The 24,894-nt window shown below is 64.2% G+C and carries 23 protein-coding genes; 15 read left to right on the forward strand and 8 right to left on the reverse strand.

The features are described 5' to 3' along the window. Positions 1-50: 50 nt before the first annotated feature. Positions 51-1,163, forward strand: coding sequence for a GGDEF domain-containing protein (locus F812_RS25750; protein WP_020087595.1), 1,113 nt, complete (start codon positions 51-53; stop codon positions 1,161-1,163). A 35-nt stretch (positions 1,164-1,198) separates the two neighbouring features. On the opposite strand, the gene F812_RS0119160 is transcribed toward F812_RS25750, so the two are convergent. Continuing rightward, positions 1,199-2,230 (reverse strand): flagellar motor switch protein FliG, encoded by a 1,032-nt coding sequence (locus F812_RS0119160; protein ID WP_156827551.1) that lies wholly within the window; start codon positions 2,228-2,230, stop codon positions 1,199-1,201. Between the two features lie 354 nt (positions 2,231-2,584). Between F812_RS0119160 and F812_RS0119165 the strand changes: the two genes are divergently transcribed. After that, the gene (locus tag F812_RS0119165; RefSeq protein ID WP_020087597.1) at positions 2,585-2,926 is read left to right on the forward strand and encodes a carboxymuconolactone decarboxylase family protein; all 342 of its coding nucleotides are present in this window, start codon (positions 2,585-2,587) and stop codon (positions 2,924-2,926) included. A 318-nt stretch (positions 2,927-3,244) separates the two neighbouring features. Continuing rightward, a complete protein-coding gene (locus tag F812_RS0119170) occupies positions 3,245-3,700 on the forward strand; it encodes an SRPBCC family protein (protein WP_020087598.1) in 456 nt (151 codons plus the stop codon). Positions 3,701-3,761: 61 nt separating this feature from the next. Here F812_RS0119170 and F812_RS0119175 read toward each other — a convergent pair whose 3' ends face one another. Continuing rightward, positions 3,762-4,682, reverse strand: a complete 921-nt coding sequence (locus F812_RS0119175) for a ketopantoate reductase family protein (protein ID WP_020087599.1) — start codon at positions 4,680-4,682, stop codon at positions 3,762-3,764. Positions 4,683-4,752: 70 nt separating this feature from the next. Continuing rightward, positions 4,753-5,208 carry a MarR family winged helix-turn-helix transcriptional regulator gene (locus tag F812_RS0119180; protein WP_020087600.1) on the reverse strand — a complete coding sequence of 152 codons (456 nt, stop codon included), beginning with the start codon at positions 5,206-5,208 and terminating at the stop codon, positions 4,753-4,755. A 114-nt stretch (positions 5,209-5,322) separates the two neighbouring features. Between F812_RS0119180 and metB the strand changes: the two genes are divergently transcribed. The 5 genes from metB to F812_RS0119210 all read left to right on the forward strand — a co-directional run bounded on the left by metB (position 5,323) and on the right by F812_RS0119210 (position 11,308). Beyond that, positions 5,323-6,510: a cystathionine gamma-synthase gene (gene metB, locus F812_RS0119185; RefSeq protein WP_026868274.1), complete on the forward strand. Its 1,188-nt coding sequence runs from the start codon at positions 5,323-5,325 to the stop codon at positions 6,508-6,510. Between the two features lie 673 nt (positions 6,511-7,183). After that, positions 7,184-7,603, forward strand: coding sequence for a nucleoside diphosphate kinase regulator (gene rnk / locus F812_RS0119195; protein WP_020087603.1), 420 nt, complete (start codon positions 7,184-7,186; stop codon positions 7,601-7,603). A gap of 25 nt (positions 7,604-7,628) precedes the next feature. After that, the gene (locus tag F812_RS0119200; protein ID WP_020087604.1) at positions 7,629-8,585 is read left to right on the forward strand and encodes a glutaminase; all 957 of its coding nucleotides are present in this window, start codon (positions 7,629-7,631) and stop codon (positions 8,583-8,585) included. A gap of 219 nt (positions 8,586-8,804) precedes the next feature. Beyond that, on the forward strand, positions 8,805-9,929 hold the full coding sequence (locus F812_RS0119205) for an FIST N-terminal domain-containing protein (RefSeq protein ID WP_245257714.1): 1,125 nt from the start codon (positions 8,805-8,807) through the stop codon (positions 9,927-9,929). Then, complete coding sequence (locus F812_RS0119210) at positions 9,926-11,308, forward strand: ATP-binding protein (protein WP_020087606.1); 1,383 nt, start codon at positions 9,926-9,928, stop codon at positions 11,306-11,308. Before F812_RS0119205 ends, F812_RS0119210 begins: the two co-directional genes overlap by 4 nt. Positions 11,309-11,350: 42 nt before the next feature. Here F812_RS0119210 and F812_RS0119215 read toward each other — a convergent pair whose 3' ends face one another. Next, a complete protein-coding gene (locus F812_RS0119215; protein ID WP_020087607.1) occupies positions 11,351-12,046 on the reverse strand; it encodes a response regulator in 696 nt (231 codons plus the stop codon). Between the two features lie 361 nt (positions 12,047-12,407). Here F812_RS0119215 and F812_RS27185 point away from each other — a divergent pair, with 361 nt between their 5' ends. From F812_RS27185 to F812_RS25760, 3 genes are all read left to right on the forward strand, one after another. Continuing rightward, a complete protein-coding gene (locus tag F812_RS27185) occupies positions 12,408-13,916 on the forward strand; it encodes an OmpA family protein (protein WP_156827552.1) in 1,509 nt (502 codons plus the stop codon). A 4-nt stretch (positions 13,917-13,920) separates the two neighbouring features. Next, on the forward strand, positions 13,921-14,046 hold the full coding sequence (locus F812_RS27190; protein WP_271030182.1) for a hypothetical protein: 126 nt from the start codon (positions 13,921-13,923) through the stop codon (positions 14,044-14,046). 84 nt (positions 14,047-14,130) lie between these two features. After that, positions 14,131-15,753, forward strand: a complete 1,623-nt coding sequence (locus tag F812_RS25760) for a hypothetical protein (RefSeq protein ID WP_020087610.1) — start codon at positions 14,131-14,133, stop codon at positions 15,751-15,753. 85 nt (positions 15,754-15,838) lie between these two features. Here the strand turns inward: F812_RS25760 and ubiE are convergent, their stop codons facing one another. The 3 genes from ubiE to ggt all read right to left on the reverse strand — a co-directional run bounded on the left by ubiE (position 15,839) and on the right by ggt (position 19,587). Then, entirely contained in the window at positions 15,839-16,621 is a 783-nt protein-coding gene (gene ubiE / locus F812_RS0119235; protein ID WP_020087611.1) for a bifunctional demethylmenaquinone methyltransferase/2-methoxy-6-polyprenyl-1,4-benzoquinol methylase UbiE, read from the reverse strand. A 79-nt stretch (positions 16,622-16,700) separates the two neighbouring features. Next, positions 16,701-17,723 (reverse strand): FAD-dependent oxidoreductase, encoded by a 1,023-nt coding sequence (locus F812_RS0119240; RefSeq protein WP_245257715.1) that lies wholly within the window; start codon positions 17,721-17,723, stop codon positions 16,701-16,703. Beyond that, complete coding sequence (ggt, locus tag F812_RS0119245) at positions 17,713-19,587, reverse strand: gamma-glutamyltransferase (RefSeq protein ID WP_020087613.1); 1,875 nt, start codon at positions 19,585-19,587, stop codon at positions 17,713-17,715. Before ggt ends, F812_RS0119240 begins: the two co-directional genes overlap by 11 nt. A 104-nt stretch (positions 19,588-19,691) precedes the next feature. Here ggt and F812_RS0119250 point away from each other — a divergent pair, with 104 nt between their 5' ends. After that, positions 19,692-20,144, forward strand: coding sequence for a cupin domain-containing protein (locus tag F812_RS0119250; protein WP_020087614.1), 453 nt, complete (start codon positions 19,692-19,694; stop codon positions 20,142-20,144). A 659-nt stretch (positions 20,145-20,803) separates the two neighbouring features. Continuing rightward, the gene (locus F812_RS24735; protein WP_020087615.1) at positions 20,804-21,610 is read left to right on the forward strand and encodes a L,D-transpeptidase; all 807 of its coding nucleotides are present in this window, start codon (positions 20,804-20,806) and stop codon (positions 21,608-21,610) included. Positions 21,611-21,732: 122 nt separating this feature from the next. Here F812_RS24735 and znuA read toward each other — a convergent pair whose 3' ends face one another. Beyond that, positions 21,733-22,785: a zinc ABC transporter substrate-binding protein ZnuA gene (znuA, locus tag F812_RS0119260; RefSeq protein ID WP_245257716.1), complete on the reverse strand. Its 1,053-nt coding sequence runs from the start codon at positions 22,783-22,785 to the stop codon at positions 21,733-21,735. Positions 22,786-23,053: 268 nt separating this feature from the next. Between znuA and F812_RS24740 the strand changes: the two genes are divergently transcribed. Together F812_RS24740 and F812_RS24745 are read left to right on the forward strand one after the other, a co-directional pair. Continuing rightward, the gene (locus tag F812_RS24740) at positions 23,054-23,716 is read left to right on the forward strand and encodes a DUF1007 family protein (protein WP_051113882.1); all 663 of its coding nucleotides are present in this window, start codon (positions 23,054-23,056) and stop codon (positions 23,714-23,716) included. Continuing rightward, on the forward strand, positions 23,713-24,891 hold the full coding sequence (locus F812_RS24745) for a nickel/cobalt transporter (RefSeq protein ID WP_020087618.1): 1,179 nt from the start codon (positions 23,713-23,715) through the stop codon (positions 24,889-24,891). The genes F812_RS24740 and F812_RS24745 overlap by 4 nt, the downstream gene beginning before the upstream one ends. Positions 24,892-24,894: the final 3 nt, after the last annotated feature.

Here is a 24,894-nt window from a genome sequence, read left to right on the forward strand (position 1 = left end):
TTCTCGTGAGGCCAGAGCCGGAATCAGGTAGGGGCGGACGATATTCGTACATGCGCCTTGCCTTTTATGCTCCCATGATTTCGTTCCTTCATTCGTTGCCGGCCCGACATGGGATCGCGCTCGCTGCCGCCCTGATCGGCGGCGTCTCTCTGGCGGCACTCTCTGTGTTCTGGAGCTCCGATCTTGCGCACGTGTTTACTCTGCGCACGGTGTTGGAGCGCGGCGGCGCCGTGACCGAGACGCGCTACAATCCGATCGGAATTCTCGCCCTCTCCATGCTCGCCGTCGCCGGAGGCAGTGGCGTGGTGATGCTCGGCCGGCTCGTCATGCCGCTCGTTTCGCGGAAGCCGCGGATCGATGCCGATCGGGTTGCGTCCGTCAGCAAGACGCTGGGGCGCGAGCTTTCCAATGCGCTCGCCGTCATGCGCGGAGACATCGCAAGCCGGGAGGCTTACGCGCGGGCTCTCGCCGATGCGCAGGTGCGCCTGGGGCGGCTACCCGAGGCTGAGCAGGTTCGCGTCATCGTCAGCCTTCTCGTTGCAGAAAACCAGCGCATGCGGCGTGCCAGCTCGGACGACAAGAACAAGCTCGATGCCTGCGCGCGTGAAATCTCGTCTCTCGAAGCAAACCTTCGCGCGGCCGAGGAGGCGACGCTCAAGGATCCGCTGACAGGCATGGGCAACCGCCGGCTCTTCGACGAAGAGATAGAGAGGGCGGTTGGCGAGAGCAATGCGCGCAGGACGCCGCTGTCGTTGATCATGTGCGACATCGACCACTTCAAGCGCGTCAACGACACGTTCGGCCATTCCGTCGGCGACGAGATCATCAAGGCGCTTACACGCATCATCGCATCGAGCGTGCAGGAGACGGACAGTGTCGCGCGGTACGGCGGCGAGGAGTTCGTCATCATCCTCCCCGGTACGGACCAGCGGGCGGCGACCGCGATTGCTGAACGTATTCGACGCCAGTTCGGCGCCAAGCAGTTCTCGATCCGTAAAACCCACGAGAAGGTTGGTCGGGTCACCGCGTCATTCGGAGTGGTGGAGCACCGTCCGGGAGACGACGTGGAGATGTTTGTCCAAAGGGCCGACGCGAAGCTCTACGAAGCCAAGGCGCGCGGACGGGACCGCGTTGCCGATTATTCCGATCACAGCACGGCTTGATCTCAGCCCGCCGCGCCGAGAAGACGGCGTCGCCGCTAGATGAGCTCTTCCTGTTGCTGCTCGCCGTCGTCGCTCTGCATTTCGATCGCGCCTCTCTCCAGCAACTGGAGAGCGACATCCGCAATGGCGCGCTGTGCCTTGTGAACTTCTTTCGGTTTCGGGGTCGCGCCGCCTTCCAGCTCGGCTTCGATGGCGCGTCTCGCGCGGCCGGGAATGGCTTCGAGGATCTTCGACAGCAACGGCTTGGGAATGCCGAACAGAGCCTTGATGATGACATCCGGCTGAATTGAATCGAAGACGGTCACCAGCGACAGCTCGGTGAGCCTGTCGAGATCATCGAAGGTGAAGAGCTGCTGCCTGATCAGATCCGCGTCCTTTTCGTTGTAAGCGCCGATGGCGGCCAGGCAATCGTCCATCAGCTTTCGGTCCATCTTGTTGATGACCTCGGCGAGACGCGTGTGCGGCGACAGATCGGAATCGCGGCGCCGGTTCAGAAGCACATCCTGCACAAACGAGATTTCGAGCAGAACCATCGGCCGCTCCAGCACGGGCCTCAAGCTCAACATGCGCCCGACGACGTCGTTCGCGAGCGGCTTGGGAAGGAGCGTGAGCAGGTTCGCTGAGGTCTGCGGCTCGGCCCGCGACAGAACGAGGGCGATGATCTGCGGATGCTCCTTCATCAGATACTGCCCGACCGCCGCATCGGGCATTTTGGCGAGTTGCTGCCAGACGGCGTTGGTGGACCTTGTTCCGGTCTGTGCCAAAAGAGCCTCGATCTGCTCTGGGCTCAGCACGCCTTCCAAAAGGGCCTGGATCTTTCTCGTGTTGGAGCCGAAGTCGACGCCGCTTTTGATGTCGCTGGCGAAGTCTTCGATCAGCTTGTCGAGCGTCTGGCGTGACACAGATCCCAGATCGTTCACGGCCTGCGCGACGATCTTCACTTCTTCTTCGTCAAAAAACTTGAGAACGCGTCCCGCCAGCTCCTTGTTGAGCGCAAGCAGAATTGCTGCCGCCTTGGAGGTTCCCGGCATCTGCTGGAGAGATTGGTCCTCGTCTGGTTGACGCAAGAGTCCGCTCCTGAATTGCGCAGATTATCTCGTCAGACCACGAATCGACGTCGCGTTGAATATTAGCGGCGCACTACCAAGTTGACCTATCCCTATTTGCAGGTCGGCCTCATCAACCTACCGGCCTAGACTTATTGCCCCCGGCGGCTGCACTTGTTTCGGTTTTTCGCGTGTGAAGCCCGATGGGTGAAAGCTCAGCTGCCGAAATCTTTTAGCGCCGAAGGTACTTACCTGTTCAAGCCAGTCGTGGCGTCGCGTGCGGAGGCGCGCGACGACAGCCAGCGCGTGTACTTGACATGCCTACCATGTAGTAGGTAGACACCGGCCGGTAGCTCGGCAAAAAAGGAGTGGCTCATGTCGCTGATGGATTGGAAAGGGTTCCGCCAAACCCTGTTGGGACGTATCGGAGAGCTCGGGAAGTTGTCGCCGGATTCGGTGGGCGGCTATCTCATGGCAAGCGGCGCTGGTGCGAAAACCGGTCATCTCGATGAAAAAACACGGCAGCTGATTTCTCTTGCCGTCGCGGTCACCACAAGATGCGATGGATGCATCTCGGTGCATTCGCAGAAGGCCGTCGAAAGCGGCGCGACGAAAGAGGAGATCGCCGAGGCGCTCGGCGTCGCTATCGCGATGAACGCAGGTGCCGCGCTCGTCTATTCCGCCCGTGCCCTCGACGCTGTCGATTCCGTAGCCTAAAGGCGCGGACGGAAAGCGAAGGTCTCGACTTCAATTTTTTGGCTTTTCGCTCATTGCAGGAGATGGCTGAGCGGCACTGTATGCCGCTCAGCCGAAAGTTGCTCCCGTCCGGGGGGCATAATTTATTGATATTTATTGCAGTTGCTCTCTTCTGCCCGTTGGTTGCCGGGCTGGATGCGCGGTTTCGCATTGCCGCCGAAGATGAGAGATAGGCATCTCGATCGCGTGTCGGGTACCGGGTGTGTCGAACGTCTTGATCACAGGGAGCCGACTTCATGCCGGGCTGCCCGCTCGTCGACAAGATCCAGGGAGACACTCATGTCCAGCAAGCCGGAGACTACCGTTCGCCTGCACCGCGTTCTGGCGGCCAAGCCCGAAAAGGTCTACCGGGCTTTCCTCGATGCCGACGCGATGGCCAAGTGGCTGCCTCCCTACGGCTTCACCTGCAACGTGCATCATATGGATGCGAAGGTGGGCGGCACGTTCCAGATGTCTTTCAAAAACTTCACGACGGACAAGAGCCATTCGTTCGGCGGGGAGTATCTCGAACTCGTGCCCCATGATCTCATCCGCTACACCGACCGCTTCGACGATCCGAACCTCCCTGGCCTCATGTCTGTGACCGTGAGGCTGAAAGCCGTTTCGGTCGGGACCGACATCAACATCGAGCAGTCGGGCATTCCCAGCGTCATTCCGCCGGAAGCCTGCTATCTCGGCTGGCAGCAATCGCTCATGCAGCTTGCGAAGCTCGTCGAGCCGGATATCCCGGAATAGGGCTCGTTCGCGATTGGGGCTTTCGTCTCGTGGGAGGCCATTGTAGCGGGGCTGTCGAGCGCTAGCGCGCTATGGTTGCCTCGTGGCATTGGAGATGCGCGTAGGCGGTTTTCAGTACCGGCGTTTCCAAGCCGTACCGTCGTGCGCGGCGCAGCATGTCTCCGAGTATGTGATCCGCCTCCGTGCGGCGTCCGCTCAGCACGTCGCGCAGCATCGAGGAGGTGAAGGTCGATCCGGGCTCCGTCAGAGACTGCCTGTAAGAAGCCATCGCGGTCTCGTCAGGAGCATAGCGCTCTGCGCGGGCGACCGAGAGGTTCTCCGTCAGGAGCTGCAAGATCAGATCCCGCCCGTCGTTGGTCGATACGATCGTGCCGATACTCGCGCGCATCAGACACGTCATTCCGGCGAGCGTGGCGAGGAACACGAACTTGTTCCACATCTCCTGGTGGATGTCGGGGCTCAGGCGCGCGTCTGTGCCGCCTGCGCTCAGCAGCGCGACGATCTCCCCGGCGACGGGATCGGGCGCTTTCGAGGTGGGCCCGACGATCGCCGAGAAGAAGGGCGTCAGGTGCTCGATGACGCCATCGGATCGCAACGTGAGCGCGCCGTGGGCGATGCCTCCAAGCATGGGGGTGTGAGGGAAGCTGCGGTGCAGGGTCTCGAGATGCGCGACGCCGTTGAAAAACGGTAGAACGCGCGTGTCCGGTCCGATGCCGGGTCCGATGGTCTCGATGGCGCCCGCGAGTGCCGGGGCTTTGCAGGCGATGATGGCCACGTTCGCGGCGAAGCCGGCCGGCGGACCGGCTGCGGCCCTCACCGGAGCTGCGAAGTCGCCAAGCGGGCTCTTGATGACCAGTCCGCTCGCGGTGAGGCTCGCGAGCCGCTCGGGGCGCGCGATAAAGGCGACGTCGGCTCCCGCCGTTTTCAGTCTCGCCCCGATGTAGCCGCCCACTGCGCCGGCGCCGAGGATCAGGACACGCATAACTCTATCCTTGTTTCAGGGGCCTTATCGCGGCGAAGCGCTGCCGCGCGACGCCTTTTGCGCCTCCCAGTCATAAGCGGCCTTTTTTCGAATCCGGCTTCGGAGGATCGAACTGGTCGAGAAGCTGCTCCAGAACAGGCCGTATCCCTTTCAACTCCTGGAGATGCGCCGCCGCAAGGCCATCCATGGTGTGCTCGGCCTTTAGGGACAGCGCGACGGTGACGCGCCGGGCATCCTCCTTGTCCTTGGTCCTGGTCACAAAGCCGTTTTTCTCGAGCCGGTTCACCAGCTCGACGGCGGTGTGATGGCGGATCAGGAGCCGCTCGGCGATGTCGCCGATGCCGAGAGCCTTGCGGTCGCCCGCGCCTTTGATGGCCAGCAGCGCCTGATACTGCTGGGGTGTCAAGCCGGCTTCGCCCGCCGCTTGCTCGCTGAAGGCCAGGAAGCATCTCAGCGCGTACCGGAAGTCGGCGAGGGCCTCGTAACTCTTCTTGGGAAACTTGCGAGGAGGAGTGGCTTTCGTCATGGGTCTCTCTTGATTATATCGTAACACGATATAAAATCGGCGTCACGTGCAACGTCCGGTGCGGGACGGTATGGCGGTTTCCTCTTGCGGTGTCACGCTCCGGGGCGGGCTGGTATGACCAAACGAAACGATCCAAGAACAGTGGCCGCGAGGAAGGGCATCGCGGCGGATACCGCGTTTGGCGCGGTAACGCCGCCCATTCACCTCTCCACCACCTACAGTTTTGCGGGCTTCGAGCGGGCCCGCGCGCACGATTATTCGCGAACCTCCAATCCGACGCGATCCCTGCTTGCCGAAACCCTGGCGGAGCTGGAGGGCGGGCAAGGGGCCGTGGTGGTGTCTTCGGGCATGGCGGCGGTCGATCTCACATTCAGCCAGCTCAAGTCGTACGACCTGCTGATCGCACCGCACGATTGCTATGGGGGCACGCACCGGCTCCTTTCGGCGCGGCGCGACCTCAAGCATTTCGATGTGATGTTCGTGGATCAGGGCGATGCCAAGCAGCTCGATGAGGCGTTTTCCGCTTCTCCTACGATGGTGCTGATCGAGACGCCCAGCAATCCCCTGATGCGTGTGGTGGACATTCGAGCCATCACACGACGCGCCCGAGAAGTTGGGGCGAAGGTGGCCGTGGACAACACCTTCCTGTCTCCTGCCCTGCAGAGGCCCCTTCTTCTCGGCGCGCACTACGTCATTCATTCGACAACCAAGTATCTCAACGGCCATTCGGACGTGGTGGGCGGCGCCGTCGTTTGTGCGGACAAGACGGACGCCGAGACACTGGCCGCGTGGGCCAATGTCGTCGGTGTCACGGGCTCGGCATTCGATTCCTACCTGACGCTTCGTGGCGTGCGGACGCTGTTCCCGCGCGTCAAGGAGCAGCAGGCGACGGCGCTCGAGATTGCCAAGTACCTGGAGAGCTGCCCGACGGTTGCGCGCGTGCATTATCCGGGGTTGCCCTCACATGAGGGACATGCGCTCGCGAAGCAGCAGCAGTCCGGGTTCGGCGCGATGCTGAGCTTCGAGCTGTCGGGCGGGGTGGAAGCCGTCCGCCGTTTCGTGGAGTCGGTGCGGGTGTTCACGCTGGCAGAGTCGCTCGGCGGCGTGGAGAGCCTGGTCGCGCATCCCGCGACGATGACCCATGCGGGCATGGATGCCAACGCGCGCCGTGCGGCCGGAATTACAGACGGCCTTTTGCGTCTGTCGGTCGGGCTCGAGGCGCCGCGCGATCTGATCGAGGATCTGGAGTTTGCTCTTACGGCGGCCCGCCCCGCGCCTTTGTCGCGACGCGCTGTGCGCTAAGGCCCGGCCGGTGTCCTTCGTGGCAGTAAAACGAAACTGGAGCAGGATATGTTGAAAACGAACACCGATCGCAAACCCGACGCTCCTCGGATTGATCCGATTCATGCGGCCATCGTCCACGTGATCCTGGTAGCAGGCTTCCTTGCGGTCCACTTCGGGGTCGCCCGTCTGTGGTGAGCTGTCATACGATATACGAGGCCGCTGATTAGAGTGCCTTCGGTTGGGGGCGGGCACACGTGTCTCTTTGGACTGGCAGTTCTTTTGAACATTGTTCGCGTTTGGGGCGGGCGTCGTGCCTCGTTGGCGCTCGTCCGTTCGTTCCGCCCATTGACAGAACGAGCGGCTCTGCCCATTCTTTAGGCATGATTACACCGGCCGCCTTTCACCTGAAGCTCCCCCGTGAGGGAACCGAAGTCGCGGGCTTCTAGCCCCGGCTTGGCGTGCCTTGTTGAGTCCCCGAGCCGGGGGCGTACAGACCCTTAAAACTTCCTGCACCTTAACGGCCGCGTCCTTGCCGGGCGCAGGTCTCATCAGAAACTCGGAGCGCTGTCCGCGCGTTCGCGCATGAGAGTTTGCGCGTCAGGTGGATTCTGCTCCAGCCCATTGATCCGCTCCTGAACCCGCTTCCAGGCCGAAGCGACCGGGGCGAGACGCAGATACCAGAGGTTTTCACATGGTCTATCATCCGCCTACTGATGCGCTGCCCAGGATCGTCGTCGGCGAACGTGAGGAGCACCGGCTGACCACGCTCGCGACGTCTGCCATGCTGACCGGCCGCTCGCAATATGTCGCGCGCGTGCTTCTCGCCGAGATGGAACGGGCCGAGGTTGTGCCGGATGCGGCCGTGCCGGACACGGTGGTGCGCATGAACGCACGCGTGGCGTTCGAGATCGACGGGGGCGAGCGGCGCGAGGGCGAGCTCGTGTTCCCCGGAGAGGCCAACATCGACGAGGGCAAGATTTCCGTGCTGACGCCCATCGGCACGGCGCTCATCGGACTGTCTCCCGGCCAGGCCATCATGCTGCGGGGCGTGGATGGACGGCCCCACAAGCTGCGGGTGATCGCCGTCACGGCGCCGCTGCCTGCGGGTTGACCGGCGGTCGAGACAGATAAGCTCAATGTGCGCGTCGGCAGCCAGCTCAGAAAGCGATGCGATTCTTCAATGCATCCAGGCTGTGCGTGCCGACCTCGCGCCGCTGGTTGGGCAGGGGAGCCTTGCCGACTACATTCCGGAGCTTGCCAAAGTCGATCCTTCGAAGTTCGGCATCGCGGTGGCGACGGTGGACGGGCGGGTTCTCAGCGCGGGAGATGCGGACGAGCCGTTCTCGGTTCAGAGCATTTCGAAGGTCTTCGCGCTGACGCTCGCCCTCGGCAAGGTGGGCGATGCGCTTTGGAAGCGCGTCGGCCGCGAGCCCTCCGGCACCGCGTTCAACTCGATTGTGCAACTCGAGCATGAGCGCGGACTTCCCCGAAATCCGTTCATCAACGCGGGCGCCATTGTCGTAACCGATGTGCTTCTCGCCGGACATCAGCCGAAGGAGGCGATCGGCGAGATGGTGCGTTTCGTGCGCTCGCTGGCCGACGACGAGACGATCGCCATCGATCCGAGCGTGGCGGAGTCCGAGAAGGCGCACGGCTTTCGCAATGCGGCGCTGGCGAGCTTCATGAAGAGCTGGGGCAACCTCGTGCATCCGGTGGAGCTGACGCTCGGCGTCTACTTCCACTCCTGCGCACTCGCCATGAGTTGCGCGCAACTCGCGCGGGCCGGCCTGTTCCTCGCTAACGGAGGTCGCAGCCCGCTGACGGGGCTGAACGTGGTCTCGCGGGCGCGGGCCCGGCGCATCAACGCGCTTATGCTGACGTGCGGCCACTACGACGGGTCGGGGGATTTCGCTTTCCGCGTGGGGCTTCCCGGAAAGAGCGGCGTCGGCGGGGGCATCCTGGCCATCGTGCCCGGCGTGGCCGCCATCGCCGTATGGTCGCCAGGGCTCGACGTGCACGGAAACTCGCTGGTGGGCACGCGGGCGCTGGAACTCATCACCCAGCGTATGGGCTGGTCGATCTTCGGGCCTTAACCAACCTGTAAAATCACGGGAAACAATCCGACCCGAGATCTCGATCAGCCGTTAGGCCAATCAGCAAGTTCATTTGCTGCTTTGCAATAGGTGTGGCAGCCTATCCTTGTATCGGTTCGAAAAAATCCGCTTCCGGGTGCTCTGCACCTCAAGGACAGCGTCAAGGGAGGACTGGGCGTGGGGCGAATTACGGCCTCCGCGGGATCGTGTGGAATTGGCGTGGCGAGCACCAGGGCTCCGGCGGTTCATGACGCCGTGTGCGATCTGCGGGCAGCGCTCGACGGTGATTTCCAACACATCATCGCGCTCTTTTCCGTGGATTACGACGCGGCTGAGCTTCATGCCGGTCTCTCGGAAGCGTTTCCCAACGTCGACATCAGCGGATGCTCGACGTCGGGCGGGATCGGCCCGGATGGGCTCATGGAAAGCGGCATCCTGCTGATTGCCTTTCCGCGGCAGGGTTTCCGCATCCACACCGGCATCATCGAGGATATCGGCGCGATCGGTGTGGAACGGGCCAGCGAGATCGTGCGCGGGCTCAAAGCGAAGATCGGCGTGCAGGGTGACGAGAAGCTGGCGGACCGCGTATTCGGCGTGATGCTGGTCGACGGCCTTTCGAACGCCGAGGAGACGCTGGTCGCGGCGGTGCACTGGGCGTTCGGCGATATCCAGCTCGTCGGCGGATCGGCCGGCGACAGCCTCACATTCAAGAATACCGCGCTCATTCATGACGGTCGGGTGATGAAGCGTTCGGCCATCCTGATGATGGTGGAGAGCGAGTATCCGTTCCGCATCTTCAAGACCTCGAATTTCGAGCCGACGCAGATCAAGCTCGTGGTCACCGCGGCCGATACGGAAGCGCGCACGGTCTATGAGCTCAACGCGGAACCGGCGGCGCGCGAATATGCCTCAGCCATCGGCCTCATGCCCGACGAACTCGGGCCGTTCAGCTTTGCGTCCTATCCGCTCGTGGTGAAGGTGGGCGGCGACTATTACTGCCGTTCGATCCGCAACATGAATCCTGACGGCAGCCTGTCGTTCTTCTGCGCCATAGACGAAGGTCTGGTTTTCACGGTGGCCCGCCCAAAGGATATGCTGAGCTCCACGGCGCGGACACTGAAGGATCTCGACGAGGCTCTCGGCGGCATCGAGCTGGTGCTCGGTTTCGATTGCGTGCTGAGGCGGCTCGACGCCGAGAACCGGCAGATTCATCGGCAAATGGAAGATCTCTACAGAACATACGGTGTCGTGGGTTTTCACACCTACGGTGAGCAGCACAACTCCATGCACCTCAATCAGACCCTGACCGGGGTTGCATTCGGATCGCGGCGAGGCGCGAGGTGACGATCGAGAACCGTTCTGAGTATGGGTCTCACGACAACGCGCTCGAAGAGCTCGAGCGGCGCAATCAGAAGCTTGCCAAGATCAACGCAGCCCTGATGCAGCGCGTCGAGCGCTCCATGGACTACCAGGCGAACGCCTACTCCATGTTTCAGACCGCGATTGGTCTCGAAACGCAGGTTCGGGCGCGCACCGAAGAGCTGAAGGCGGCGCTCAACCGGCTCGAGCGCGCCAACAGCCAGTTGACGCTCGCACGCGACGGCGCGGAGCGGGCGAACCGTTTCAAGACGCGTTTCTTCACGGCCGTGGGGCACGACCTGCTGCAGCCGCTGCACGCGGCGCGGCTTTCGCTTTCGGCGCTGGGCGAAATTCACGGCGAGCAGCAGCACAAACGGCTCATCGGACAGGTCGACCATGCTCTCTCGACCATCGAGGAGCTGCTGCGGACCATTCTCGATCTTTCGAAGCTCGACTCCGGGGCCATCAAGCCGTCGTTCCAGCCGGTCGGGGTGCCGGACCTGTTCCGCTCCGTGCTGGTGGACATCGAGCCGATCGCTCGGGACAAGGGGCTGCTGCTCACGATGCGGGCGCGCGAGATGGCGGTGACGTCCGATCCGCTGATGTTGCGCCGGATCCTGCAAAACCTGCTCGCAAATGCTGTGCAATACACGGAGCGCGGTCGCGTGCTCCTCGCTTGCCGGAAGCGGGGCGCGCATCTCCGGATCGACGTCTGGGATACGGGGCCGGGCATCGCGCCTTCGGAGCAGACCAAGATCTTCGAGGAGTTCCACCGGGGCGCGGCCGGTCAGCGCTCGCATGCGGGCGGGTTCGGCATCGGGCTCGCGATCATCTCGCGTATGGCGGAGACGCTGGGGCATCGGATCGAGCTGTGCTCGGAGCCGGGCCGGGGAACGCGCTTCTCGGTCTATGTGCCCATTTCCGAGGAGCTGCCTGCCAACCGCAGCGTGTCACGCGACCGTCAGTCAGCGGCTACGCGGGCCTACGGCCTCACCTCACTCAAGGTGGTGGTGGTGGACAACGATGCGGGCGTGCGCGAAGCGATGCGGGCGCTGCTCGATCGCTGGGGATGCGACGCCCGCCTGTTCCAAGGGCTCGAAGGTGTGAACGGCATGCTCGCCTCGGATCCGGCCTTCCGTCCCGACATCATTCTCGCCGACTTCCATCTCGACAACGGCGAGCAGGGGCTCGATGCGGTGGCGCGGGTGCGGGAAGCCTTTGGCACGCCGATCCAGGCGGTGGTGATCACGGCCGATCATTCGGTCGAAGTGGCGGAAGCGGTTGCTGCTACGGGCAGCGAGATCCTGCGCAAGCCGGTGAAGCCTGCCGAGCTGCGCGCGCTCATCACTCATCTCGTGGGGTGAGGCGGCGCCCGCCTCACGTTCTGCTCGCGCCTCAAGTCCCGCTCAGGAGCCCGTCGCGGTCTTGTCGTTCTCCTTGGCAGCCGCGCCTCCGAGAATGGCGTCGTAGTCGAGGCGGGCAACCTCGATGACGGCCTGCGTGCGCGAGACCACGTTGAGCTTGCGCATGATCTCCGACACGTGGGCCTTGATCGTGGTCTCGCCGACGCCGAGCTCGTGGGCGATCTGCTTGTTGAGCATTCCCTGGCGGACCATCTGCAACACGCGAAGCTGCTGGCGGGTGAGGGAGGCAACACGAGCGGCAAGATCGGATTCGCGTGAGGCGCCGCCCTCCTGGTGGGGCGGTGCGTAGCCCTTGGGCAGAACCACGAGGCCGGCCATCACGTCCTGGATCGCCTCGGCCAGATCCCGCTTCTTGACGGACTTCGAAATGTAGCCTGCCGCCCCGCACGTCATCGCCTCATGCACGATGCGTGCGTCCTCGTGGGCGGAGACAACGAGAATGGGTTGTTTCGGGCGGGCCGCGCGCAGCTCGATCAGACCGTCGAATCCGCGCGTTCCAGGCATCGTGAGGTCGAGAAGGAGCAGATCGAACGGCTGTTCGCTGCCGAGCGCCTCGAGGGCCGCGGGAATAGATGAGGCTTCGACGATCTCAGCTTCCGGGTAGGCGGACTCGATCGCGAGCTGAAGAGCCTCGCGAAAGAGGGGATGATCGTCGACGATCAAGAATCTGACCGTCATCGCAGGAATCCTTCGCAGTGCCGTGCGACGTCTCGGGCCGCACTGTGCGCTCTCGATTCAGTCAACGCGGGCAATCCCATCTGGCTGCCAGTTTCGTGACACTTGAGGCTGGGTGTAGCGCGTTTGCAAGAGGAAAAGGCCAACAAAGGTCAAATGCTGTGCACGTAGGCACCCAAGATGCCGTCATCGTGCCCTCAACTCAATGGATTATGCTTAAGATCGCGCCTTTAGTCGAAGCCGGAGCCGGCTGAAATTTGAGCAGGTTAGTCTTGCCCGCTCGGGTTTCTGTGCAACTTGGAAACGCCGGAAGGCTTGTCTATAGTGCAGCGCGACGAGGTTGGCCGGGGGGCCGAGCCGGGAGATGGCGTATCCGTCTCTGCCGGTCAAAGGGGAGCTTTGGGCGGGAATGAGGTGTAATCCTTCGCGTTGGCTTTGGGGTCTCATTCCGATCGCTATGCTGAGCTGGGGGACCTACTACCGCGAGCGCCCTCACGTGGAAGCGGAGCTTTCGGAGCGCGCGATCGAGGCGTTGCGGGCTGCGGGTCAGCCCTGGGCGAAAGTCTCCATGAATGGCCGCGACGCCACCATCACGGGGCGGGCGAAGAAGGACGGCGAGCCGAAGGCCGCGCTCGACGCCGTGCGCTCCGTTTGGGGCATCCGAACCGTTCAGTTGAAAACAGATCTCGCGGGAACGCCGTTGCCGCCGCCTGTAGCCATCGGCCCGCAAGCTGCGTCGCCGGATGCGGCGGAAGCTACTGCGCGAAAGGCAAAGCTCGAGGCTGAAGCCGCTGCCGCCGCGCAGAAGGCGAAGGACGAGGCCGACGCGGCTGCCGCTTTGAAGGCGCAGCAGGAAGCGGAAGCTGAGGCCGCTGCGCAGAAGGCGAAGGAAGAAGCCGAGGCGGCTGCGGCGTTGAAGGTACAGCAGGAAGCGGAGGCTGCGGCTGCTGCGGAGAAGGCCAAGGAAGAAGCCGAGGCTGCCGCGGCGCTGAAGGCGAAACAGGACGCGGACGCCGCCGCTGCTGCGCAGACCGCCAAGGAGGCCGAGGCTGAGGCTGCCGCCGCTTTGAAGGCGCAGCAGGAAACCGATGACGCCGCTGCCGCGCAAAAGGCGCAGGAAGAGGCCGAAGCCGCTGCGGCATTGAAGGCCCAGCAGGAAGCCGAAGCTGCCGCCGCTCGGAATGCCAAGGAGGCGGAGGCGGCTGCGGCGCTGAAGGCACAGCAGGATGCAGAAGCTGCGGCGGCTGCACAGAAGGCGAAGGAAGAGGCCGAGGCGGCTGCCGCACTGAAGGCGCAGCAGGAAGCGGAGGCCGCGGCCGCCGCACGGAAGGCCAAGGAAGAAGCCGAAGCTGCCGCGGCCCTCGCGGCGAAGCGGGACGCTGAGGCCGCCGCCGCGCAAAAAGCCAAGCAAGAGGCCGATATGGAGGCCGAGGCGAAAGCCGATGCCGAACGGCAGAAGGCGGAGCGGGAGGCCAAGGCGAAACAGCGCAAGACGACCGCGGAGACGCAGGCTTGCGAAAAGCGCCTGGCGACGGCCGCTGCCGAAGGCGTGATCCTGTTCGAGCGTGCGAAGGCCGATATCGATCCGAAGAGCTCTCTCACCATCGCGCGCCTTGCGGAGATCGTGAAGGCGTGCCCGGGGGCGCGCATCGAGGTGGAGGGGCATACGGATTCCGAGGGTGAGCCTGACCGGAACCAGAGGCTTTCGGAGCGGCGCGCGCGCGCGGTGATGAAGAGCCTCATTCATGCGGGCGTGTCTGAGGACAGGCTTTCGGCCGTCGGCTACGGTGCCGAGCGGCCGGTGGCTTCCAACGACACGCCGGAAGGCATGGCACGCAACAGGCGTATTGAATTCCGGGCTTTTACGAATTGAGCCCGTGGGGACGAAGCTGGGGGACGGCGAGATGGAATACCTGGTGATCAAACTGTTTTGGTATCTGGTCGCGGCATTCGCCATCGGTCTCGTCGTGGGGTGGATCAGCTGTGGACGCGTCGAAGACTGAACCTAGAAGCGCGCAGGCGGGCCCCGTGGGAACGCGGGCTCGGGATCGCGCTGAGGTGCTGTCTTTGAAAAGGAGTTGGTGCGAATGACGATTTTGCTCGTGCAGACATTCCTGCTGTTGCTGGGAGCCTTCCTGCTCGGCGCCTCGCTCGCTTGCCTTATCCGGCGCGCTTTCTCCGGCAGGCGCGATGAGGATGTGGCGGAGGAGGTTGCGACCGCCTCCAGCCTCACCAGCGTTTCCCAGCCGAGCGCTCCAGTTGTGCCGCCGGCCAAGCCGATGGAAATGGACCGGTTCGGACGTGCGCTGGCCGGAGGACATGCTCCTTCGGTTCCGCCCGTGTTCCAGACCGCCGGGCAGCCGGTCGTCGAGGTTCAGCCGCAGCCCGCTCCGCCGCCGCCCGCCGTCCAGCCGGTTCCGGCCGTCGCGGAGCCTGTGCCCCCACCCCCCGCGCCTGTCGCGGCTACTCCGCCGGCGCCTGTTGTCGAGCCTGTCGCGCCGCCGCCGGCGCCTGTCGCCGCCGCTCCTCCCGCGCCGGAGCCGCTCCCCGAGCCTCCCGCACCGCCGCCCTCTTTGCCGACGCCGCCTTCGGGTCCGACCTACACGGAGATTGCGGTTGCGGCCGCGGCTGCTGCGGCCGCCGCCGCCGCTGCCAGGGCCGAGGAAGAAGCCGCCGCCGCAAAGGCCGCCGAGGAAGAGGCCAAAGCCGCCGAAGAAGCCGAAGCAGCAGCGCTGGCCGAAGCCTCCGCGCGTGAGCCTGAGCCGTTCGTTGCAAGCGAGCCGGTCGACGACTTCACGCGTATTCGCGCGATCGATACCGACCTCAAGGAGCGCCTGGCCCGGCTTGGCGTCCTGAGCTTCGCGGATATCGCGGCGTGGACGCCGTCGGACGTCAATCGCATCAGCCAGAGCCTTGGTATCCAGGGCCGTATCGAGGAAGAGAACTGGGTCGAGCAGGCGCGGATTCTGGCTGGAGGCGATGAGGCGGATTATTCGCGCGGCCACGCGGAAGGCGAGCCGGTCGATGTCGCCGCGCCCGTAGACGGCGAACGGCTGCATCGCATCATCGGCATCGATCCCGATTCCGAAGCGCTGCTGCGTGCCAACGGTGTCGCCACGCTTGCGGCGATCGCTGCCTGGACGAGCGCGGACGTCGCGCATTTCGAGACGTTGCTCGGAACTCCGGGCCGTATCGGCCGCGAAGGCTGGGTCGAGCAGGCCCGTTTCCTGACAGGGCACAGCGCTGCCGAGCGCGCGCCGATCGCGGAGCCGGTCGAGCCTCTGGTAGAGCCCGAGCCCGAGCCGCTTCCCGAGACGGTCGCGTTCGTGGAGGAGGAACCGGCTGCTGCCGCCGAGCCCGATGACACTGTGCCGGATGCTCCGCGCGGGGAAGGCTATTCCGCGTTGCGGTCCGTGCGTTCGGAAGCGTTGCGCGGCGACGGCGGGAGCTCGCTTGGCGTTTCCTCAGGCGAGGTGGACGATCTCAAGCGGATCCGCGGCATCGGCGTGCTGATCGAGAAGAAGCTCAACTCGCTCGGGATCAGCACCTACGAGCAGGTCGCCAACTGGACTGGAGCGGACATCGATCGCATCAGCCAATTGCTCGACTTCAAAGGGCGCATCGAGCGCGAGGGCTGGATCGAGCAGGCGCGCATTCTGTCTTCCGGAGGGCAGACGGAGTTCTCGCGCCGGGTGGATCGCGGCGAGTAAAACGCTCGTTCTTCGGAGAGATAAAAAATGCTTCGGGCACCTCGTCCGAAGCGTTTTTTGTTTCGAATAGCGTGAGGCGCGGGCCTCAGATCTTCCAGCCGGAATGGATGGCTGCGATGCCGCCCGTCAGGTTGCGGACGGAGACGCGCTCGAAGCCAGCCTCACGGATCATGCCCGCGAACTTCTCCTGGTTGGGGAAGCGGCGGATGCTTTCCACGAGATAGCGATAGGGCTCGGCCGAGCCGGCTGCGATCTGTCCGAGGCGCGGGATCACCTCGAAGGAGTGGAAGTCGTAGAGGCGGTCCAGGATCGGCACCTGGCACTCCGAGAATTCGAGGCACAGAAACCGTCCGCCGATCTTGAGGACGCGATAGGCTTCCTTCAGCGCCACGTCGATGTGGGTGACGTTCCGGATGCCGAAGGCGATGGTGTAGGCGTCGAACGTGCCATCGGGGAAGGGAAGCGCCTCGGCGTTCCCCTGCGTGAGGCGAATGCGCTCGCCGAGCCCTTTGGCGGCGACCTTGGTGCGGCCCTCCTCCAGCATCTGCGGGCTGATATCCGACAGCACCGCAGTGGCGTTCGGGCCCGAGCTTTCGGCATAGCGGATGGCGATGTCGCCGGTGCCGCCCGCAACATCCAGGAGCCGGAATGGACGATCACCGCGCGGGGCGCCGATCATGGAGACGAACTCCGTCTTCCAGAGCCGGTGCAGGCCGCCCGACATGAGGTCGTTCATCAGGTCGTAGCGCGAGGCCACGGACGAGAATACGGCGTTGACGAGGCCCTGCCGCTCGCTTTCGCGAACCGCTCGGAAGCCGAAGCTCGTGGTGTTATCCGAGCCCGGCGGGGTGTTGGTATCGTTCGACATGGTGCGACCATAGACATATTGCGGCTTCGGCGCCAAGGCTGCGGTTAAGCGGAATGGTTTATGCGGCCACGATGACGCGTCAGGTGCGCAGCAGCGGATGAGGCGATCCTTGGGCGAGATGGCCGGCCACGGCCTCCGCCAGCACAGGCGCCAGAAGGAAGCCATGGCGGAAGGCCCCGTTGACCAAAATCCGCTGTCCGCCGTCGCGGATTTCCGCGTGAGGCATGTTGTCGGGGAAGGCGGGGCGGATGCCGGCACCCGTATCCACGATCTCGGCCTCGCCGAAAGCCGGATGAAGTGTGTAAGCGGCGCCCAGCAGTTCGAGCGCCGAGCGGACCGTGATCGGTCCCATGTCCTGGCTTTCGATGACGGTGGCGCCGACCAGGAAATGGCCGCCGCTCCAGGGAACCACGTAGAGCGGATGGCGGGGATGCAGAAGGCGCACTGGGCGCGACAGGCGGATCTCGTCCGACTTGATCAGAAGGCGCTCGCCGCGCACGCCGCGTAGTGTCGGCAGGTCGGGTGCAGCATCCATGCCGCGGCAATCGATCAGAACGTCCACGTTGTCGGAGGGCATCCGCCAGACTCCGAACTCGATGGCAACCCCCGCCGCGCGGATGGCGTCCAGCAGAAAGGCCAGCGCACGCGGCGTCTCCATGTGCGCTTCGTCGGGAAAGTAGAAGCCCTTCGCGAAGCGGCCAGCCAGGTCCGGCTCAAGCGCGGCGATGCCGGTTGCGTCGAGTGTCCGGGGCGGCTCCGTCGCCTTCTCGAAGCGGGCAAGCTCCGTGTGATCGCGGGCCGCGGCGACGACCAGGCTGCCGGCGTTGACGAGGTCCGGATAGATCTCGCGCCAGAGCGCGAGACCGCGCGGGCCGAGTGTCCGCAGCTCGGGCGCGGTTTCGCTTTCGCATCCGGGCGCGAGCATGGCGCCTGCGTAGCGGCTCGCACTTTCGGTGAACGGCGTGGGGCTTCTCTCGAGGAGGCGCACGCGATGGCCGCGCCGGGCAAGCGTGAGGGCTTGCCACAGGCCCATGATGCCGGCTCCGACTACCGAGATGGCGAGCGGCGTGTTCGCATGGGGCGAGGGGGTGTCAATCTCCAAGGGCAATTCCTTCGCGGCGCGGATCGGCTCCGCCTTCGAGCACGCCATTGCGTCTCACGATCGCATGCAGCCCCGAGTTCATCAGGTCCGGCGCAATCGCATGACCGTAGCTCTTGAGCACGAGGGCACGCCAGATCGTCGACCAGCCGTATTCCAGCTCCACGGTGTCGCCGGTGCTGCCGAAGTTCGGCAGGTCGAGGGCGGCCTGGGCGTCGAGCTGCCAGTCGAGCAGGCCGACGAGCGCTTTCATCACATATAGAATGATGCGGCTGCCGCCGGGCGATCCGAGCGTGGCGAACACGTCACCCTTTTCGTCGAAGACGATGGTGGGGGCCATGGTGCTGCGCGGGCGCTTGCCGCCTTCGACCCGGTTTGCGACCGGGCGGCCGGTCTCGTCCACGGGGCGGAAGGAGAAATCCGTCAACTGGTTGTTGAGCAGGAAGCCGCCGGCGAACACGCCGGATCCGAAGGCGCCTTCGATGGTCGTCGTAAGCGAAACGGTGTTGCCGTCCGCGTCGATGACAGAGAGGTGGCTCGTGCCGTTGCTTTCATTTGTGGCGTCGATGCCGAATGCGCGCTTGTCGGCGTCCGGCGGGAGGCCGGGCTCCACCAGCGTCATGGCTTGCGCCGGATCTATCAGTGCGCTTCGGGCGGCGAGATAGGCCGGATCGAGCAGCCCTTTCGGGACCGGCGCGAAGGCCGGATCGGCGAGGTAGCGGTCGCGATCGGCATAGGCGAGGCGCTCGGCCTCGACGATGAGATGCAGCACGTCCGTGCGTAGGGCGTCTTTGGGCGTGCTCCCCACATCGAAGCGCTCGATCAGCTTCAGAGACTGGGCGACGGCCATGGTGCCGGACGATGGGGGCGCCATGCCGCAGACGCGGTGGCTCCGGTAATCCACGCAGAGCGGGGGCCGTTCGACGATTTTGTAGCCTGCGAGATCATCAAGGGTCAGATCGCCTGCGGCAGTGTGGGCGTTCTTTACGGCTGCGACGATCTCCTCGGCGACCGGCCCCGTGTAGAAGGCGTCGGCGCCTCCTTTGGCGATTGCTTCGAGCGTGGCGGCATAGGCGGGATTGGTGAGGCGTTGTCCGATGGGGCGCGCGCTTCCGGTCTCGTCGAAGAAGTAGCGCCGCGCGGCGGGAGAGAGCCCGGAGGGGCCGAACCAGCGCAGCATGAAGTAGAGCCGGCTCGAAACCTCGAAGCCTTCGCGCGCGAGCTTCATGGCAGGCTCGAACAGCACCGGCCACGGCAACCTTCCGTGGCGTTTATGGGCGTGCTCCAGCAGGCGGACGAGCCCCGGCGTGCCTACGCTGAGGCCCGAGTGTACGGCGCGGTCATATTCCATCGGCTTGCCAGCCACCATGAAGCGGTCTGGCTTGGCGGCAGCGGGTGCGGTCTCGCGGCCGTCATAGGTGGCGAGCTTCTTTTCGGCTTGGTCCCAATGAAGCAGGAAAGCGCCGCCGCCGAGACCCGATGACTGAGGCTCGACAAGGCCGAGGACCAACTGGGCCGCGATCGCGGCGTCGGTGGCGGAGCCGCCTTTGCGCAGCATCTCGCGGCCCGCCTCCGAGGCGTGGGCGTTGGCGGTCGTGATCAGATGCTTCTTCGCTACGGCGAGGCGTTTTTCCTCGCGGCCCGTGTCGGCTTCCGGCTCAAGCTGCGGGCGAGGGATTGCGACCGGCTCTGCGCGCAGGACGTCATGCGGGGACAAGCAGGCGAGCAGCAGCAGGGCGTAAACGGCGAGCCGGAAAGCATCGAGCGATCTGGAGCTGGTAGCAGAGATTCGCCGGAGCGGCGTGCGGGCAATGCCGGTCATGATCGTCCCTTGCGGCGTCGGCAGAGCATCGGGAAACTCCGGCATGGTGTGTTGTGCTTGCTCGCCGGGCCCGCGCGAGAGACGCGTGCGCGTCTTCTGTCATCGGTTCCAGCGGCAGGATCTCGATACCGTTCTATAGGGGTGAAGACATGCTTGGAAACCTTCGTATTCGCGAGAGGGTGGCAATCAGCCTCTTCTGCACTGTGGCCGTTGCGCTGGTGTGGGTGGATGCGTTGCGTGCACGCGATGTGCCGCCTCCTGCCGTGCCACTTCTTTCCTCCGGCGAGACCGTAGTGGGGGAACGGATCGCTTATCCAGCGGGCGCGCCGGCCAAAGTGACGGCGGCGGTGGTGACACTCGCGCCCGGACAGGAGACCGGCTGGCATACACACGGAATGCCGGTGCTTGGCTATGTGCTCGAAGGCGAGCTCGAGGTCGACTACGGGGAGAAGGGCGTTCGGGTGTACCGCGCGGGTGAGGCGGTTCTGGAGGCGATCGGCGTTGCGCACAACGGCCGCAATACCGGGGTTGCTCCCATGCGCGTTCTCGCAGTTTTCATGGGGGCGGACGGGCTCAAGCCGACGGAGCCGGCGTCACGCTGACGGAGCGAGACTGCGAAAAAAAAGACGGCCGGAATGGCGGGGGCTCCATTCCGGCCGCTGGGCCAGGCCAGGAAACGAGACGCACACTGAACGCGGGCTGGCGCCACAAGATCGCAGGCACGGGGAAAACTGCTTCGCTTCAGCCGCCGGGTGAGGGCACGGCGACGGGCGAAGAACACAACGCAACACCACACAACTAACGCAACTTAAAGTTGTTAATACGCGTTAATACACACCACATGATTGAACTTACGCCGACCCGGCAGGCCCGGTACGCCAGCCTACCCGGCCGTTACGCCACTTCACCGCACGAGCACCCGAGGGGATCGGTACGCGCTCATGAGGAGAGTTATGCGGGTCGATTTTGTTCTTTTTTTGTTCTCATCAAAATGCGGCAGGTTGTCAAGCTGTAGAGGCACTCAACCTGCCGATTTGCCTTGCAAATCGGCATGCGTTGCACTCGGGCACCGGTCGAGCGGCAAGTGTGCCGGAATTGACGGAAGATGACCGTGGTGTGACTGTGGTGCTCTGCCACCAATTTTAGGACTGGTTTATACGGGGCCTTCATCAAACTGGCGCAACATGCCGGCGATGGGGCGGGACCTTTTCGAGGGAACCGGTTTCGACCCTTGCAGCTTATGACAGCGGGAGTTTTGTAAATGTCGGTGTTGAAGGCAAAGGTCGGTGGAATTCTGGCAGCAGTGGCCGCGGCGGCCGTGCTGGCGGGAGCGCCGGGTGCCGCCAACGCGCAGGGCCTGATCGAGTTCCTGTGGGGTGGCGAGCCCGAGTACGGTGGCGGCAAGCGCCAGGTCGTCAAGTTCGACCCGCAGTATAAGGCCGGCCAGATCATCGTCAGCTTCGGCGATCGCCGTCTCTACCACATCACCAAGGAAGGCCAGGCGACGAGCTATCCGATCGCCGTTCCGCGCGAGCAGAGCCGTTGGCAGGGCACCACCGTGGTGTCGATGAAGCGTGAGAATCCCGATTGGCGTCCGACGCCCGAGATGCTGCGCGAGAATCCCCGGCTTCCGAGCTGGGTGCCCGGCGGCCATCCGATGAACCCGCTCGGCGTGCGCGCTCTCTATCTGGGCTCCAGCACCTATCGTATTCACGGCACGGACGCGCCCTGGACCATCGGTCAGAACGTGTCGAAGGGCTGCATCCGCATGTTCAACGAGGACGTGCTCGACCTCTACCCGAAGATTCCGACCGGCACGAAGGTGGTGGTGACGTGGAATCGCTTCCAGACGGGTGCGGGCGTGGCGTCGGCCGACGTCGAGCAGGCTCCGGCCGTGGCTGAACCGGTGAAGGTGACGAAGAAGACGCGCTCGGTTGCGAGCGCTCCGAAGACCGGCTTCTTCATCTATCCTGACGACGAAGCAAACCCGGTGCGTCCGGAAGAGGGCATGGAGACCCGCCAGGTTGGCGGCGCCGTCTCGCGGACCTCGCATACGAAGGTGGAGTAATCCCGGCATCCACCGCTTTAGCGCGGGCGGATACGCCGATCAGACTCGAAAGGGCGGCTCACATCTGTGGCCGCCCTTTTCATTTGTCGGCTGTCTTGTCCAACCACGTGGCTGCGATGCCGTCATCTTCCCTGTGAGAGGCAGGATTTGAGGCCCGATGCCAGGTTCTTGAGCAGCGTGGCGTAGGCGCCGGGGCCCGGCTCGACTAGCGCGCCTTCGGGATCGAGCGTGCCGGTGTGGGCCTTGGTGTTCTCCGTGACGGCCGCCAACAGCTTCGGCTGGAACTGGGGCTCGGCGAACACACAGCTTGCCGAAAGGTCCGTCAGTTTCTTGCGAATTTCCGTCAAGCGCTTGGCGGAGGGCTGGGCTTCGGGGTTCACGGTGATCGAGCCTACTGCGGTGAGCCCGAAGCGGCGCTCGAAATACTGATAGGCGTCGTGGAAGACGACGTAGGGCTTGCCTTTGATGGGCTCCAGCTCGCTGGCGATCTCGGCTTGCAGCGTGTCGAGGGCTTCGCTCGCGCGCTCGGCGTTCGCTTTGAACTTGTCCGCGTCGGCGGGGGAGGCTTCGGAAAGTACACGCGCGATCTCGGTGATCATCTTGCGGGCATTCTGAGGATCGAGCCAGACGTGGCCGTCGCGGGTTTCGTGCTCGTGATCATCGTGATCGTCATGAGCCTCGCCAGCCTTTTCGTGGTGGTCGTGACCGGCCTTGGCGTGCTTGTCGTGATCGTCGTCGTGGTCTTCGTGGCCGTGCTCATGGGCGTGATCGTGCTTTTCGAAGGTGTCGCCCGTGCGAACGTCGAGAAGCTCGATGCCTGGGGCATCGGCGAGCGTGACCGTGTGCACCGACTTCGGCAGAGCGGCCACGATCTTGCGCGTGAAGGGCTCGACGCTTTCCGAGACACGGAAGAAGACGTCGGCCTTGTTCAGCGCCTTGGCGTCCGACGGCTTCAAGGCGTAGGTGTGCGGAGACGCGGCGCCTTGGACGAGCAGGGACGGGGTTCCGACGCCTTCCATGACCTGGGCCACCAACGCGTGGACCGGCTTGATGGTGACGGTCACCTTGAGCTCAGCCCATGCCGGGCTCGCAGTGGCCGCGATTGCGGTGGCCGCGGCAGCGATGACAGCGCGATTGCGGACATACATGCATGAGGCGGGCCGTGTGCGGGGCATGGGTGATCTCCGATCTTTATTTACGGATACTATAACATCCATTCGGGCGCAACAAAGGCCGCCGTGCCTTCGTTCTGCTCCAATTTGAGGTTGGGCTCGCGAGCCGCAGAAATGCCCGTCACGGGACGCAAATCCCGGTGATTCGGGGCGGTGTGGCCGGATGTCCCCCGGCAAATCGGGATGCCCTGCGACGTGTGCTAGACTGGGGGCGAACTCGGGCATCGGTGCCGGGACTGGGCGAAGCGAGGAGGGAAGCGTGCGAGCAAGGATGTCGGCGATAGGGAGCCTAACCCTGGCGCTGGGGCTGGCTTTCGTCATGGCGGCAAGGCCAGCGGCGGCGCATCCACATGTTTGGGTCACGGTCGAGACGACCGTCATCTACGAGGGCGGGTCGATCACCGGCCTTCAGCACAAGTGGACCTTCGACGACATGTATACGGCCATGGCGATCCAGGGCCTCGATGCGAACGGCGACGGGCAGTACTCTCGCGAGGAGCTGGCGGAACTCGCCAAGGTGAACATCGATGGGTTGAAGGAATTCAATTACTTCACGGTGGCAAAGCTCGGCGCGGCGCCGGTCAAGGCGAAGGATCCCACCGACTATCATCTCGAATACAAGGACGGGCTTCTCTCGCTGCATTTCATATTGCCGTTCGAGCAGCCGGTGCTCGCGGACGCCAAGGATTTCAATTTCTCCGTCTTCGATGAATCGTTCTTCATCGCATTCGATTTCGGCAAAGATGATCCGGTGAAGCTCAGCGCAGGCGCGCCTGCGGGCTGCTCGGCCAATGTCGGCATTCCGCAGAACGAGTTGGAGCAGCTTCAGTCGTTGAACGAGTCGTTCGGCGGTCAGCTTACGGCAGGCGATGCCAACGCCGGCATGGGAATGGGTTACGCGAAAACCGTGACGCTGGGCTGCAAGAAATCATGACACGTCTTTTCTCCGCGCTCGGCGCGCTGCTGCTTTGCCTCGTCGTCGCCGTTTCGGCGCACGCCCAGGAAGGCGAGACGAAGAAGTCGCCGTTCGGCGTTCCGCTCGCGCCTGGCCAATCCACGAGCGTTCCGGCGCAGAAGGTGGAGCGCAGCTTTCTCGGCGACGTGTGGTCTTACGTGCTTACGCAGCAACAGAGGCTCAACCGCGAGCTCGCGGGGGCCGTGCGCCAGATGAAGACGGGCAATGCACTGCATGCCACGCTTCTGCTGGCATTCCTGAGTTTCGCCTACGGTGTGCTACATGCGGCGGGGCCGGGTCACGGCAAGGCGGTGATCTCGTCCTACGTGCTCGCCAACGAGAAGACGGTGCGGCGCGGCATCATGCTCTCGTTCCTGTCGGCCTTCATTCAGGCGTTGTCTGCCATCGCCATCGTGGGCGTGCTGGCTATCGCCTTGCGTGCGACGAGCCTCGAGATCAATGCAGCCGAGAAGTGGATCGAGACCGTGAGCTGGGGATTTGTCGCGCTGATCGGCGCGTGGCTGCTCTGGGGGCAGCTCGGCGCGTTGCTCAGGCGCCGGAGCGCGGCTGCCGTTGCGACCGCTTCTCATCATCACGATCACGCGCAGCCTCATGCTCATGCGCACGAACATGCCCATGGAAGCTGTGGGTGCGGGCACGACCATGACCACAACCACGGCGCAAGCCATGCTCACAGCCATGGCCACGCGCACGAGCACGACCACCATGCGCACGAGGGGCACAACCACGCGGCGGACGGCTCGTGCTGCGATCATGCGCACATTCCCGATCCGTCCCAGCTTCAGGGTTCGCTCCCGTGGACCAAGGCGCTCGCCATCGCGTTCTCAGTCGGCATCAGGCCGTGCACGGGCGCCATCCTGGTGATGATCTTCGCGCTCAGCCAGGGGCTTTTGATCGCGGGCATTTTCTCCGCGTTCGCCATGGCCTTCGGAACGGCGATCACGGTGTCGGTTCTGGCGTCGCTTGCGGTCGGCTCGCGGGAACTCGCGAAGCGGATGGCAGGCGGCGGGGAAAGCCGGCTCGCCGGCGCGGTTGCAACGGGGGCCGGGCTCATCGGATCGGCGCTCGTCTTTCTGATGGGGGCGAGCTTCTTCGTGTCGTCCCTCGGAGGCGGGGCTGCCCCGCCCCTGTAGAAT

Origin of the sequence: Hyphomicrobium zavarzinii ATCC 27496 (genome assembly GCF_000383415.1) — a bacterium.
In the GTDB taxonomy this organism is placed as follows: Bacteria; Pseudomonadota; Alphaproteobacteria; order Rhizobiales; family Hyphomicrobiaceae; genus Hyphomicrobium_C; species Hyphomicrobium_C zavarzinii.

Coding starts and splice junctions, on each gene's coding strand:
- F812_RS25750 (WP_020087595.1), top strand. CDS start 51: ATGCGCCTTGCCTTTTATGCTCCCATGATTTCGTTCCTTCATTCGTTG.
- F812_RS0119165 (WP_020087597.1), top strand. CDS start 2,585: ATGTCGCTGATGGATTGGAAAGGGTTCCGCCAAACCCTGTTGGGACGT.
- F812_RS0119170 (WP_020087598.1), top strand. CDS start 3,245: ATGTCCAGCAAGCCGGAGACTACCGTTCGCCTGCACCGCGTTCTGGCG.
- F812_RS0119175 (WP_020087599.1), bottom strand. CDS start 4,682: ATGCGTGTCCTGATCCTCGGCGCCGGCGCAGTGGGCGGCTACATCGGG.
- F812_RS0119180 (WP_020087600.1), bottom strand. CDS start 5,208: ATGACGAAAGCCACTCCTCCTCGCAAGTTTCCCAAGAAGAGTTACGAG.
- metB (WP_026868274.1), top strand. CDS start 5,323: ATGACCAAACGAAACGATCCAAGAACAGTGGCCGCGAGGAAGGGCATC.
- rnk (WP_020087603.1), top strand. CDS start 7,184: ATGGTCTATCATCCGCCTACTGATGCGCTGCCCAGGATCGTCGTCGGC.
- F812_RS0119200 (WP_020087604.1), top strand. CDS start 7,629: ATGTGCGCGTCGGCAGCCAGCTCAGAAAGCGATGCGATTCTTCAATGC.
- F812_RS0119215 (WP_020087607.1), bottom strand. CDS start 12,046: ATGACGGTCAGATTCTTGATCGTCGACGATCATCCCCTCTTTCGCGAG.
- F812_RS27185 (WP_156827552.1), top strand. CDS start 12,408: ATGGCGTATCCGTCTCTGCCGGTCAAAGGGGAGCTTTGGGCGGGAATG.
- F812_RS25760 (WP_020087610.1), top strand. CDS start 14,131: ATGACGATTTTGCTCGTGCAGACATTCCTGCTGTTGCTGGGAGCCTTC.
- ubiE (WP_020087611.1), bottom strand. CDS start 16,621: ATGTCGAACGATACCAACACCCCGCCGGGCTCGGATAACACCACGAGC.
- ggt (WP_020087613.1), bottom strand. CDS start 19,587: ATGCCGGAGTTTCCCGATGCTCTGCCGACGCCGCAAGGGACGATCATG.
- F812_RS0119250 (WP_020087614.1), top strand. CDS start 19,692: ATGCTTGGAAACCTTCGTATTCGCGAGAGGGTGGCAATCAGCCTCTTC.
- F812_RS24735 (WP_020087615.1), top strand. CDS start 20,804: ATGTCGGTGTTGAAGGCAAAGGTCGGTGGAATTCTGGCAGCAGTGGCC.
- znuA (WP_245257716.1), bottom strand. CDS start 22,785: ATGCCCCGCACACGGCCCGCCTCATGCATGTATGTCCGCAATCGCGCT.
- F812_RS24740 (WP_051113882.1), top strand. CDS start 23,054: ATGTCGGCGATAGGGAGCCTAACCCTGGCGCTGGGGCTGGCTTTCGTC.
- F812_RS24745 (WP_020087618.1), top strand. CDS start 23,713: ATGACACGTCTTTTCTCCGCGCTCGGCGCGCTGCTGCTTTGCCTCGTC.